The organism is Flavobacterium sp. RSSA_27, from assembly GCF_051547125.1.
Taxonomy (GTDB): domain Bacteria; phylum Bacteroidota; class Bacteroidia; order Flavobacteriales; family Flavobacteriaceae; genus Flavobacterium.
Map to the genome: position 1 here is coordinate 205,736 of NZ_JBPTTN010000002.1, position 13,138 is coordinate 218,873.

Consider the following 13,138-nt stretch of genomic DNA (forward strand, 5'->3'; position numbering starts at 1 on the left):
AAAGATGAAATTAAAGTTAAATTGGGGAACATATATTGTAATAGCTTTTGCTTTGTTTATTACGTTTATCCTCTACTTTGTTGTAAAAGTACAATCCGATTCGAAATACGATAATGACTTAGTGGTTGAGGAATATTATAAACACGATATTCATTATCAAGAAGAAATGCAAAGAGTTCAAAATGCGCAAGATTTACCTAATAAGCCTCTAGTATCACAATTGGAAAATGAAGTTACGATTACTTTTCCAGCTAACTTTGATCCAAAAAAAATCACTGGTAATGTAGCTTTGTACCGTCCTTCCAATAAGAAATTGGATTTTCAAGTGAAATTAGCCTTGACAGAACCTGTTTTGCACATTCCCAAAACAAATCTTGTTGGAGGAAGTTGGGATATCAATATGGAATGGCAGTATGAAGGCAAAGCGTATTTGACCAAAGAAACGATTTACATCAAGTAAATAATAAGCATTTAAAGTTATCTCCAAATGTTATATACCGCTTTTTTATTCGGATTAATAAGTAGCTTTCACTGCGTTGGAATGTGTGGGCCTATAGCAATGCTTTTGCCTGTAGATCATACGAATCAGGCTAAGAAGGTAACTCAAATTTTAACCTATCATTTTGGAAGGCTCACGGCTTACGGAAGTATGGGATTGCTTTTTGGACTATTAGGCAAAGGTTTTTTTATGGCTGGAATTCAGCAAAAACTTTCTATTGTTATTGGTATCGTAATGATTGTGGTGGTTTTAATCCCAGAAAACATTTTTGCAAAGTACAATTTTTCGAAACCCATTTATCGATTAATTTCTAGTTTGAAGCAAAAACTAGGAAGTCAATTCAAGCAAAAAACGTATAAATCATTATTTACAATTGGTTTGTTTAATGGTTTTCTACCCTGCGGAATGGTGTATGTAGCTTTGTTTGGAGCTATTGCTATGCAAAGTGCTGAAATGGGAGTTCTTTATATGATTTTGTTTGGATTAGGAACGATTCCTTTGATGAGCACAGTAGTATATATCAACGCTTTCTTGACGCTGAAGGTTCGAAATAAAATTCAAAAAATAATACCTTATGTTGCCGTGTTTATTGGTGTATTGTTTATTCTAAGAGGATTAGGCTTAGGGATTCCATATATTTCGCCCAATACAACAAGTTTATTTGTGCAACAAAATCCAAATTGCCATTAAAAAAAAAACTCTTATACAGTCATAGAAAAAAGTGCCGTTTCAGGTGCTTTTCTTTTTAGTAGTAAGTCAAAAGCCATACAGATATTACGAACAAAAGGTTTTCCAGCTTCTAAGACTGTAATTTTTTGATTCTTGATGGAGATTAGACCGTCTTTTTGCATTTCTTCTAATTGTGTGAGAACCTCAGGGAGTTCTTCAAAATACGTGTCTTCATTTTTCCAAGAAGTTTGAAATTGACACATTAAGTTGAGGATATGCTGTCTGATGATTAGATCTTCGGAAGTTAAAATATGGCCACGATATACTGGTAATTCTCCTTTTTGTAGGCAATCATAGTACTCTTCTAAGGTTTTTACATTTTGAGCAAAACTATACCAACTATCACTAATTGAAGATACCCCTAAACCAATCATTAGTTGGGTTTTAGAAGAGCTGTACCCCATAAAATTACGATGCAATTTCTTGTTTTTGAAGGATTCAAAAAGACTGTCTTCTTCTAAGGCAAAATGATCCATTCCTATCTCATGGTAGCCGTTTTTACTCAATAATTTTTTACCAACTTCATACAATTGACGTTTTACTTCATCTTTTGGGATGTCAGAATCTTTGAATCCTCTTTGTCCATTTCCTTTGATCCATGGCACATGAGCATAGCTGTAAAAAGCCAAACGATCAGGATGTAAAGATTTGGTCTTCTCTATGGTGTCAACTACATCTTCAAGTTGTTGAAATGGAAGGCCAAAAATAATATCGTGACCGATTGAGGTGTACCCAATTTCTTTGGCCCAAAAAGTAACTTTGGCTACATTATGAAATGATTGTACTCTATGAATAGCCGTTTGTACTTTTTCTGAATAATCTTGAACACCAAAACTTACTCGACGAAAACCTATATCATACAGCGATTGAAGTTGTGCTTTAGATGTATTGTTTGGATGTCCTTCAAAGCTAAATTCATAGTTAGGAGCTTTTTTGGCTCTACTCAAAATTCCCAGTAGTAATTTCTCTAAATGTTCCGAAGAAAAGAAAGTAGGGGTTCCACCTCCTAAATGTATTTCTTTGATAATTGGTTTTTGATCTAAAATAGCACAATATAATTCCCACTCTTTTAAAACAGCTTCAATATAGGGTTGCTCTACCAAGTGATTTTTGGTAATTCTTTTATTGCACCCACAAAAAGTGCAAAGGCTTTCACAAAAGGGTAAATGTATGTATAAACTTATGCCTTCCGTTGCATTGCTTTCCTTAAATGATTTTTTAAGTGTTTTCAACCATAAGTCTTTAGAAAAAAGTAATCCATTCCAATACGGTACTGTTGGATAACTAGTATATCTAGGCCCAGGTACATTGTATTTTTGAATTAGATTTTTTTTCATAAGTAACTTAATTTAGATTACAAAAATATATGTAATAGTTTTTTATTGAAATGATATTTATCATAAACCTTAAAATAATGAAATATTAAATACTTAAATCCTAGCTTTTTCGTAAAAAAACAACACTCTTTTTTTTATGGTTAGGACATTTTTTGAATTTTTCTTTTAGTTTATTACAGGATTTTATCAATTGACTTTTTCAAAATTAAATGGTTTTTTTCCATTCAAGTCTATAGTGCTTGAGTTCAATGCTTCCCTCAATAGAACTAATGGATTAAACCCAGAATCACACTTTGGAATTCCAAGCGAACGGAATTATTCAATACTAGCAATTGCTTACAGACTATTCTGAAGTACGAAACTGTGGTCGTAGAATAACTATAAAATCAACTTTAATATGAATTTATTAATTGTCTCAGATTTAACCTTATTAGTTTAGAAAAGAAATATCTAAAGTTGTTTTAAATTCAAGTTTTTTCTTAAAAAATGGGTGGATAAAAAAACCTCCATCGAAGGGATGGAGGCTTTTGGAGTTATTGTTCTGAGTTTAAATTTCGAAGTTGTTTTAGTTTTTCTCTCCAAACCTCTAAACTTTCTTTGTGAATGGCAATGTTTTTTCTAACCTCAAGTACAATTGAATTTTCTTTCTTCGCGTTTTTGGTATTTGTAAAAAACTGAATGTTGTTTTCTAATTGAAAGATTTCATTTTGAACTTCTTCAATTTTACGCATTAAGAATATTTTTTCATTATCTAACTTACGTACATCATTATTTTCTGATAAGTTTTCCATACGGTTAGAAAAACGCATCATATCCGTTTCTTTTTTGCTAAGACTCAATTTCTCGAACAAAGCATCTAAAATTTTATTAAACTTTCCTTCGATATGTCTTCTTGGGAAAGGTACCTTGCCAAAATTTTTCCAGGTTTCGATGTGTTTTTTTATTGCTTCTAAATCGGTTTTATGATCACCAGTGAGTTGAAACTCTTTGATGGTTTCTAAATACGCTTTTTTGTTTTCGAAAGCAGTAATTTCTTCACTGTTTTCCTCGTTGCGTTGCTCTTTTACTTTTGCAAAGTAATGGTTACAGGCTTCTTTGAATTCATTCCAAATTTTATCGGAGTATTTTCTTGGTACATGACCAATTTGTTTCCACTCTTCTTGAATTTGCTTCATGATTGGAGTAGTGGTTGCAAAGTCTTCACTCTCTTGTAATTCTTTGGCCTTAGCTACCAAAGCTATTTTTTTATTTAAATTTTCAGTTTGATCTTTTTTGATGTCTTTATAAAAGGAATTTTTGAAACTATTGAAATTCCTCACAGCTGTCTTAAAGGCAGCCCATGTGGCTTCATTAACATCAGAAGGTACTTTTCCAGCTGCAAAAAAAGCATTTCTAAGCGCTTCTACTTTTTCTATTTGTTGCAGCCATTGAGCATGAGCACTAACTTTTTCTGTAGCTAATTGTTCAATTTTTGCTATGATTTCCTTTTTAGCGGCTAGGTTTTCAAGCTCTGTTCCTCTTTGTTTTTCGAACAATTTTTCGCGTTTATCATGCATTTGTTTAGTCAATTCACTAAACTTATTCCAGATTTCATCACGATGTTCTTTGGAAACAGGCCCAATATCTTCTTTCCAGATTTTATGTAAGTCTTGTAATTCTCGGAAAGCTTTGTTGGTATCTTCTTCTAAAACTAATTCTTCTACACGAGCGATTATTTTTAGTTTTAATTCCAGATTATGTTTAAAATCGATGTCTCTTGCTTCACGGTCTAAATGCAAATAATCATAAAAATTCTCTACATGAAAATGATAATTGTTCCAAACATGATTGTATTTGTCTTTAGGAATTGGTCCAGCATTTTTCCAACGCTCTCTCAGGTCGTTAAAATGTTTCAACGTATCCTTTATATTGGCTTGTGGGTCAATCAAATTTCTCAATTCTTCAACTATCGCTAATCTGGTTTCAAGATTACTTTTTAGACTGCTTTGAAGACTCTTAAAATGGGTGTTTTTATTTTCTTTATATAGCGTATAATAGTGATCAAACTTGCTTTTTAAGGGAAAATGATATTCAAAAGTTTCGTTAGGATCAGTATTTTCAACCCTAAATTCTTCTTTTTTCTCTTCTAAAAGATGGTGGTATTTTGCCAAGAAAGCTTTTTTTATCTCCTCTACATGTTCTTTAATAGACATGACTTTCTCGTTGGTAACTAATTTTTGAAGTTCATGAACAAGAGTGTCCATGTCCAAGGCTTCATAATCCAATAATGGAATAGCATGACGCTCTTTTAGCGTTTCATCTTCACTTTCCTCAGCGTTTGAACTTGCAATTGCATCAAGTATTGCTTGATTGTCTACTAATGCATCATTTTGTAAGGCAGGAATCGCTTCACTGTTAAAAACAGTGTCAGTAGTTTTTTTTATATCAGTAGTTTCTGATAGTTGGCTTCCATCTGCTTGGGGCAGGTTGTCGTACTTTTCTTCTAACATTTTCAAAATGTTTAAGGTTAATTTTTAGGAATGCGAAAGGTACTAAAGGATTGGCTAATTGCAAAATTTTTCCTTTGTTTATAGTGATTATCTATTATATTTTTTACTAGTTTTTTTTAAAAATTCATTCACTATCTTTTAGTATAAAATTATTACTCCAAGTTCAATTCCGTAATTGTAAGATTTTTGCCCTCCAAAGGCTAAGTTTGGATGAATATATACAAGTGAATCAGGTGTTAACTTTAATCCAATTTCAATGAATGTTCTAATTTGGAACCTTTATAGAGGTTTATAAATACGAATTTACATTTTTAAATAAACGAGTTTTTGGTAAAAATATAATGTAACTTGAATGCTATGATTGAAATTCGAATACCTTCTTTTTTATGACTTTACGGTACTAAATTAGAGGTCAAATTCTAAATTCAAAAGCAGTTTTGTTCAGTAAGTTTCATGAAAAATACATCAGGTGACTTTGATGAAACAACGGCTATAAAAGCTAATTTTAGTAATAGCAATAACGTCAGTTGATTGCAGAACTTGTTTGTTTTGATATAGAAGAAAAGGGATATTTTATTTCTGAAATATAAAGAAATAAACAAGAGTATGTATTTGATTTTTAAGAGGAATCAAAAGTGTTATTTATTCCAAATTCGCCATGCTTTTTCGGCTTGTTGAATCAGCATTTCTAATCCATTTATGGTTAGTGCTCCATGTTTTTTTGCTTTTTTTAGAAAAACAGTTTCTGCGGGATTGTAAATTAAATCAAAAGCAATGTGTTTTGGAGTAAAAAACTCATAAGGAATTGCTGGATATTGATTGGTATTTGGACTTGTTCCTAATGGTGTTGTGTTGATGATAATGCTATGATTTTCAAAAATTGTAGCATTCAATAAATCATAACGAATTGTTTTTTCTCTGTTTTCTCTTGATACAAAAGTGTAGAAAATACCTAATTCATCAAGAGCGAAAGCGACACCTTTTGCTGCGCCTCCAGTACCCAGAATCAAAGCCTTGGTATGATGAGGTTGTAAATGGGGTTCTAGTGATTTTTTAAATCCGTAATAGTCGGTATTGTATCCTTTTAATTTTCCTTTTTTGGTAAATTTAATAGTGTTTACAGCTCCTATTACTGAAGCTTTTTTAGAAAGTTTATCCAAAAATGGGAGTATGGCTTCTTTGTAAGGAATAGTTACATTTAATCCTCTTAAATCGGGATTGTTTTTGATTAATTCAGTAAAATAATTGATGTCTTGGATGTCAAAATTTTCATAAGAACATCCTTTGAAAACAGAGGTTTTAAATTTTTCTGTAAAATAACTTTTTGAAAAGGAATAACTAATATTGCGCCCGAGTAATCCATAACGCATCTTTAAAGAATCAATCATTGTTGTTTTTTGTGTTTTGCGATATAGTTTTGAACCATTTTACGATTCCAAACTACTGGAAATAAATCTTCTAATACAATATAATTTTCAAAATTAAGACGCAAAGCATTGCTTAAGTGGAATTTTCCTTTAGTATCGTTTAACAACATTAAATTTAGTCCAGCCAAGCGGTATTCAATTTCATTTTCTTCAGGGAAAAATTCGGCTGCTTGCAATAATGTTTGAATAGCCGATTCAAATTCACCCAAATACTGTAGGATATCTACCCAAAACAACCAAGTATCTAATTGATAATCTCCATATTCAACAGCTTTTCGATAGCCAAATTCAGCTTCTTCAAAGAAATTCATTTGTTTGTTGATGGTAGCATAGCGTTTCCAATACGAACGATTTTGATTGTCAATCGCTAAAGCTTTGTTGACAAAAAATAACGCTTTTTGAAAGTTTTTTTGACGCACATAAAAATCGGTTATCGCAATCCATCCTTTGTCTAATAAGGGATCTTCATGCACCGTTTGATTAAAGAATTTTATAGCTAATGCTTTATTACCCAATTTTTCATAACATTTCCCAATTCGAAGTAAAGCATAAGAGGTAGCGTCGTCAAGTTCTATAGTTCGAGTGTAGCTTGCTATGGCTTCTTCATATTTTTTTAGGCGTTCTAAAGCTTTAGCTTTTTCCATAAAAGCTCCCATGAATTCATCGTCAATAAGCGTGGCATAATCAAAAGCTCGAATGGCATCTTCGTATTCTTTGACGCTATAATGCAAACGACCCAATTGGTGCCAAGCAATTTCACTGTAGGGATTTCTGTCGATGTACTTGTTAAGGTAGGCTATAGCCTCTTGGTTTTGATCCAAAAATTCAAAACAATACACTACGTTATATAAAGCAGATTGATCTTCGATGTCTTCTTCTAAACATTGTATAAAACTTTGTTTGGCTAATTCTAAATTGTCCATAAACAAATACTCCATGCCAATCAAGTTGTAAACATCTGCATAATCATCAGTATATTTTAAGGCGATTTTAAGTTGTTCAACAGCTTTTTCGTGTTGGTCACGTTTGGACCAAATATTTGCTTTTTGAATAAATATTTCTTCGTTTGTTGGCTCAATAGCATACAATTCATTGAGCATTTTTTCGGCCAAGTCTAGTTTGTCATCATACACTAACATTTCAACCTGAACAAGTTTAAGTCCTGTAGATTTTGGATGCTGATCTAATGCTAGTTTTAAGGCTTTTTTTGCCAAGTTGGCTTTTCCCATATCAAGGTAGTGAAGAATGATTTCTTCAAATTCCTCGGAGTCGAAGAAGAACACTTTGTTGGTTTTCAACATCGACTCAAATTTGGATAGGGATAAGCTATAGTCTTCTTCTTCGTTGCTTAATTGCATACTTAAATTGTTTTTGAGTTTGCCTAATTAAAATTAGACAACCTTACTGTTATTGCGAGGTTTTTTTGGAATTGTTGTGAACAATTTAATTAACAAACTCTTTTGGTATTAGTTGTTTTTATGAATTGTATTGTTTTAAATACAAATCCTAAACAAGTGTTATTTGCTTAGCCATAACTTCATTCATTACCTCTAAGATGATAGCGCAACCTTCTCTAATTTCTTCTTCTGAAACAGTTAAAGGAGGTGTAATTCGTATAGCACAGCCTTCAAAAAGTAACCAAAATAGAATTAATCCTCTGTCTTGACATTTTAAGATTACTTCGTTGGTGATTTCGGCGTGTTCCGTCATTGCCGCAAGCATCAATCCTTTTCCTCTGATTTCTTTTATCAAAGGATGTACCAAAAGACTTCTAAACAGTTTTTCTTTTTCTAAAGCTTCTGTCATAAGATTTGTTTCGGTAATTTCTTGCAAAGTGGCCAAACTAGCTGCCGCAATGACAGGGTGACCTCCAAAGGTGGTAATGTGTCCCAATTTTGGGTTATGACTCAATAAATCCATCATTTCTGGTGCTGCTGTAAAAGCGCCAACTGGCATACCTCCGCCCATACCTTTTCCCATAACGACTATATCAGGAACTACATCGTAGTTTTGAAAACCAAATAATTTACCTGTTCTTCCAAATCCAGGTTGAATTTCATCAACAATCATCATAGCACCAACTTCAGTGCAACGTTGTCTTACTTTTTTTAGAAAATCATTTTCTGGCTGAATGAAACCCGCGCCACCTTGAATGGTTTCAAGGATGATTCCTGCAGTTTTAGTGGTTATTTTTTCTAAATCGGCTTCGTTGTTGAAGGTAATAAAATCTACATCTGGAATTAAAGGACGAAAAATTTGCTTTCGTTCTTCAAATCCCATCACACTCATAGAGCCCATAGTGTTCCCGTGATAGGCATTGTGACATGAGATTAATTGGCTTCTGCCTGTGGTTCTTCTTGCTAATTTTAATGCACCTTCAATGGCTTCTGTACCAGAATTGACTAAATAGGTTTTCTTTAAGGGTTCAGGTAATTGTTCCGCCAATAATTTACAAAAAGCAACAGAAGGGCTTTGAGAATACTCGCCATAAACCATAACATGCGAATATTTATCCAATTGATTTTTGATGGCGTCGTTTACACGTTTATTTTGATGGCCCAATGTACAAGCAGATACGCCGGCTACAAAATCTAAATATTTCTTATTATTTGTGTCGTAAATATAGGAACCAATGGCGTGCGAAACTTCCATACCTAACGGATAAGGCGATGTTTGCGCTTGGTATTTGATAAAATCTGTATTCATTTTAATTCTAAGTTATTAGAAAAAAGAGCGTAAATTCTCTTAATTATGGATGTTTTTTGAATACTTAAATCGACTTCAGCTATTTATTTGTTTTTGCTGTAGGTTTCTTTTTGTCGTAATTCAAGGTTTCTTTCCGAGGTTTTATTGGTACACCCGCTCGATCATTGGCTAACTTGGTCTGTTTGGCAATTTTTTCGTTGTCTTTATTTTCCTCTGAGGGGAAAATGTCTTCCTTGGATTTTATTCTTTCGTCTCCTCTCCAAATGAGTCCTTTCAGTTTTCGGGCATTTTCTGGAAGATCTTTCTCTGGATAAATATCTCCATCAACTTCTTTGAAAAAAGTAATGGTTTCTATGGCATTTTTGTCAAAAACTATATTGATTTTACTACTCTTATTTTTGTTGATCCCTATAAGTTCTTTATCGTCATTTCGCATGTAATAAATGACTTCGGTGTTTTTAATGATATCAACATCATGGAGTTTTCCGTCTTTGAATTTACCAAATAAATTTTGGCCCTTTACTTGATTAAATCCTGTTCCTAAGGTGTCTTTGGAGACGATAAACGTGTTATTGAGTACTTTTAAAGAGTCTAATTTTTCCGTTTTTGAATCTCCAATTAGGTGCATGATGTCGCCAGTAATTTGATTTTCAGCATTCCATAAAATCGGATTACCAATAAGCTTTGTCAAGGCTGTTTTTGTGCTCGAATGTATAGAATCGCATTTACCACTCATATCCGTTTTGTAAAAACGAACATTATTGAAAGCTCTTATGATTCGGTTGCCTTCTTTACCTGTAACCATTAATTTTTTGCCATGAATATAGACAGAATCGTTTTCTACAAAGTTAACGGCTACGGCACGTTTGGTTACAAACATAGAATCTTGTTTTTTGTACACTTCGGCATAATGGCCTTTTACAATACCTCGGTTGATAGAGTCTGTAATTTTTACATTTCGCGTTGCGGAAGCAAATTCTCGATTGCGATCATAATATAAACTATCTCCTTTGATTAGTCGATCATCGTATTTGATATAGGATTTATTCAAAAAATGAGCTAAATTTTTCTTGGTGTCATAAAATCCTTTCTCTGTATAAATATAGTTTGCTTTACTTGTAATAGTGGAGGGTCCTAGTAAATAAGAATGTCCTGAGTTACTATAATAGTCGAGATGATTCGATTTAATGGTGTAAGTGGGATTGGTAATCGTTACTGCCGTTAAGAATTGAAATTTCTTTTGTGAAACATAATACCTTCCCGATTTACTTTTAAGTGTATTTTCTTTGTTTACAATGGTTCCGTTAGTATTATAAAATACTTCTTGAGTATTGCGATCAAAATTAATGGTGTCGGTAGCCAAAGTCGCATCTGGTGAACTCATCACTGCATTTCCCGTAGCAAACGCTTTTTTTACATTTCCGTTGTATTCCGCATATTTACTATTTAAAAATAAAGTATCTCCCTGAACCAATTGTACATTTCCAAAGGCTTTGATATAGTTTTCTTTTTGAAAATAATAGGCTTTATTACAAGTCATTACTATGCCATCATGATTCATTCGAACGTTACCTGTAAGTAAGGTAGCATCGGGTGCAGCTACTTGATCAACTGCAAAAAAATCGGAATTTTCAATTACTATTTTTTTTGGAGCCTGAGCCAGGAGATGAGGAGTAATGCTAATTATCAAACAAATACGGATAATAAATACTAGTTTCTTCAATGTGAAATTTTTTTGTCAAATTTATAAAAAACCAATGGAGAATAGGTTTATTAATTTTTTTTGTGTCTGTTAAAATTAGTGTTAAAAAGACTTTTTTATTGTTCTATAAATTACTAACATTTTTGTTCACTCTCACGTTGTAGTAGTGTGAAATTGAAGGGGTAAATTGCTAAGGTTGTATTAAAGGAGTCTTTTTTTAGGTCTTTTTTTGTAAATTTAAAAATTCGAATAGTTATTTCTTCATTTTTCATAATTATGAAGAAATAGTAAAATTTATCTATCATGATTAAAAAAATAGCCTTAATTTTCTTTGCAGGCGCTCTAGTGCTAGCTACGGGATGCAAAACAAAAGATGTAAAAATGAACTCAGAAAATAAAACAACTACTACTGAACACAAAAAAGTGGTCTATCAGGTATTTACTCGTTTGTTTGGGAATACCAATACAACCAATAAACCTTGGGGTACAATTGAAGAAAATGGAGTAGGTAAATTCAATGATTTTACGGATAAAGCCTTACATGAAATTAAAGATTTAGGAGTAACTCATATTTGGTACACAGGGGTGCCGCATCACGCTTTGGTTCGAGATTATACTTCTTACGGAATTTCAAATGACGATCCAGATGTAGTAAAAGGTAGAGCAGGTTCACCATATGCAGTGAAGGATTATTATAATGTAAACCCAGATTTGGCAGTCAATCCTGCCAATAGATTGGCCGAGTTTGAAGCATTGATTGCAAGAACGCACAAGGCAGGAATGAAGGTAATTATTGATATTGTTCCTAATCATATTGCGCGTAAATATGAAGGGAAAAGCAATCCAAAAGGAGTAAAAGATTTTGGTGCCGATGATGATGTTAGCGTTGAATACAAAAGAGATAATAATTTTTATTACATTCCTAATACACGTTTTGAAGTTCCAGATGCTCCGAAACCACTCAATGGAGAAAATCATCCATTGGCAGATGGAAAATTTGATGAATTTCCAGCAAAATGGACAGGAAACGGCTCAAGAATGGCAAAACCCGATAAGAATGATTGGTACGAAACGGTAAAAGTAAATTACGGTATTCGTCCTGATGGAGGAAAAGATTTTCCTGAACTTCCAGCTGGATTTGATAAGAAAGATTATAAAGAGCATTTTGCTTTTTGGTCAGATAAAAATGTGCCAAATTCATGGGTAAAATTCAAAGATATTGCTTTATATTGGATTGCAAAAGGTGTTGATGGATTTCGTTATGATATGGCCGAGATGGTGCCTTACGAATTTTGGAGCTATATGAACTCAGCTATTAAGATGGCTAATCCCGATTCTTTTTTAATGGCAGAAGTATACAATCCAAGAGAATACAGAAATTATATTCATTTGGGTAAAATGGACTATTTGTATGACAAAGTTGAAACCTATGACAAATTAAAAGACGTAATTCAAGGTAGATCATGGCCTGATGAAATTTCAGGAATTCAATATAACATGATGGATATCGAACACCATATGTTGCATTTCTTGGATAATCATGATGAACAACGTCTTGCTAGTCCTGAATTTGCGGGTAGTGGCGAAAGAGGAAAACCTTTAATGGTGGTTTCTACTACTTTGAGTTCTTCACCTACTATGATTTATTTTGGTCAAGAAGTAGGCGAGCCAGGTAAAGAAGACGCTGGTTTTGGAACGCATTCTAGAACATCTATTTTTGATTATATAGGAGTGCCCCATCATCAGCGTTGGATGAATAATGGTAAATTTGATGGAGGTCAATTGTCTTCAAGTGAAAAAGAATTGCGTGATTTTTATAAACGTCTTTTGAATTTTTCATTAAAAAGTTCCGCTTTGATGGGAGGGTATCAAGAAATTCAAGGCGCTAATAGAAATATAGTTCAAGGATATGATAAAGATTTGTACACTTTTGCACGTTGGTCAAAAGAGGAGCAATTGATTGTAGTTGCTAACTTTTCTTCGACTACAGCTAGTAGTTATGAGATGAGAGTTCCGGCTGATTTACTTGCAAAATGGAATGTAAAAGACGGCACGTATACTCTTGTGGACCAATTGTATGGTAAATACAAAACAGAGTTGAAAGTGACCAATGGAGAAGGTAGGGCTTCAATAGCCATCGCTCCGTCAGAATCTTTTATATTAAAATTGCAATAAAAGTTAGTTCTGTTTCATAAAAAAATGCTCCACAATGGGAGCATTTTTTATGAATTGTAATTTGTAAACTCGAA

The 13,138-nt window shown here is 33.0% G+C and carries 9 protein-coding genes; 3 read left to right on the plus strand and 6 right to left on the minus strand.

Annotation, left to right across the window (positions count from 1 at the left end; all coding sequences use genetic code 11):
- The first annotated feature begins 4 nt into the window (after nt 1-4).
- Complete coding sequence (locus ACSVH5_RS03740; RefSeq protein ID WP_438060118.1) at nt 5-460, plus strand: FixH family protein; 456 nt, start codon at nt 5-7, stop codon at nt 458-460.
- 27 nt (nt 461-487) lie between these two features.
- Nucleotides 488-1,189: a sulfite exporter TauE/SafE family protein gene (locus ACSVH5_RS03745; protein WP_438060119.1), complete on the plus strand. Its 702-nt coding sequence runs from the start codon at nt 488-490 to the stop codon at nt 1,187-1,189.
- Between the two features lie 11 nt (nt 1,190-1,200).
- Here the strand turns inward: ACSVH5_RS03745 and hemN are convergent, their stop codons facing one another.
- The 6 genes from hemN to ACSVH5_RS03775 all read right to left on the minus strand — a co-directional run bounded on the left by hemN (nt 1,201) and on the right by ACSVH5_RS03775 (nt 10,910).
- A complete protein-coding gene (hemN, locus tag ACSVH5_RS03750) occupies nt 1,201-2,565 on the minus strand; it encodes an oxygen-independent coproporphyrinogen III oxidase (protein ID WP_438060120.1) in 1,365 nt (454 codons plus the stop codon).
- Nucleotides 2,566-3,098: 533 nt separating this feature from the next.
- On the minus strand, nt 3,099-5,054 hold the full coding sequence (locus tag ACSVH5_RS03755) for a DUF349 domain-containing protein (protein WP_438060121.1): 1,956 nt from the start codon (nt 5,052-5,054) through the stop codon (nt 3,099-3,101).
- Between the two features lie 638 nt (nt 5,055-5,692).
- Nucleotides 5,693-6,442 (minus strand): shikimate dehydrogenase family protein, encoded by a 750-nt coding sequence (locus tag ACSVH5_RS03760; protein WP_438060122.1) that lies wholly within the window; start codon nt 6,440-6,442, stop codon nt 5,693-5,695.
- Nucleotides 6,439-7,839, minus strand: coding sequence for a tetratricopeptide repeat protein (locus tag ACSVH5_RS03765; RefSeq protein WP_438060123.1), 1,401 nt, complete (start codon nt 7,837-7,839; stop codon nt 6,439-6,441). The genes ACSVH5_RS03760 and ACSVH5_RS03765 overlap by 4 nt, the downstream gene beginning before the upstream one ends.
- Before the next feature lie 148 nt (nt 7,840-7,987).
- The gene (locus ACSVH5_RS03770; protein WP_438060124.1) at nt 7,988-9,187 is read right to left on the minus strand and encodes an aspartate aminotransferase family protein; all 1,200 of its coding nucleotides are present in this window, start codon (nt 9,185-9,187) and stop codon (nt 7,988-7,990) included.
- Nucleotides 9,188-9,266: 79 nt separating this feature from the next.
- A complete protein-coding gene (locus ACSVH5_RS03775; RefSeq protein WP_438060125.1) occupies nt 9,267-10,910 on the minus strand; it encodes an OstA-like protein in 1,644 nt (547 codons plus the stop codon).
- Between the two features lie 282 nt (nt 10,911-11,192).
- On the opposite strand from ACSVH5_RS03775, the gene ACSVH5_RS03780 reads away from it, so the two are divergent.
- Nucleotides 11,193-13,064 carry an alpha-amylase family glycosyl hydrolase gene (locus ACSVH5_RS03780; RefSeq protein ID WP_438060126.1) on the plus strand — a complete coding sequence of 624 codons (1,872 nt, stop codon included), beginning with the start codon at nt 11,193-11,195 and terminating at the stop codon, nt 13,062-13,064.
- Nucleotides 13,065-13,138 lie beyond the last annotated feature (74 nt).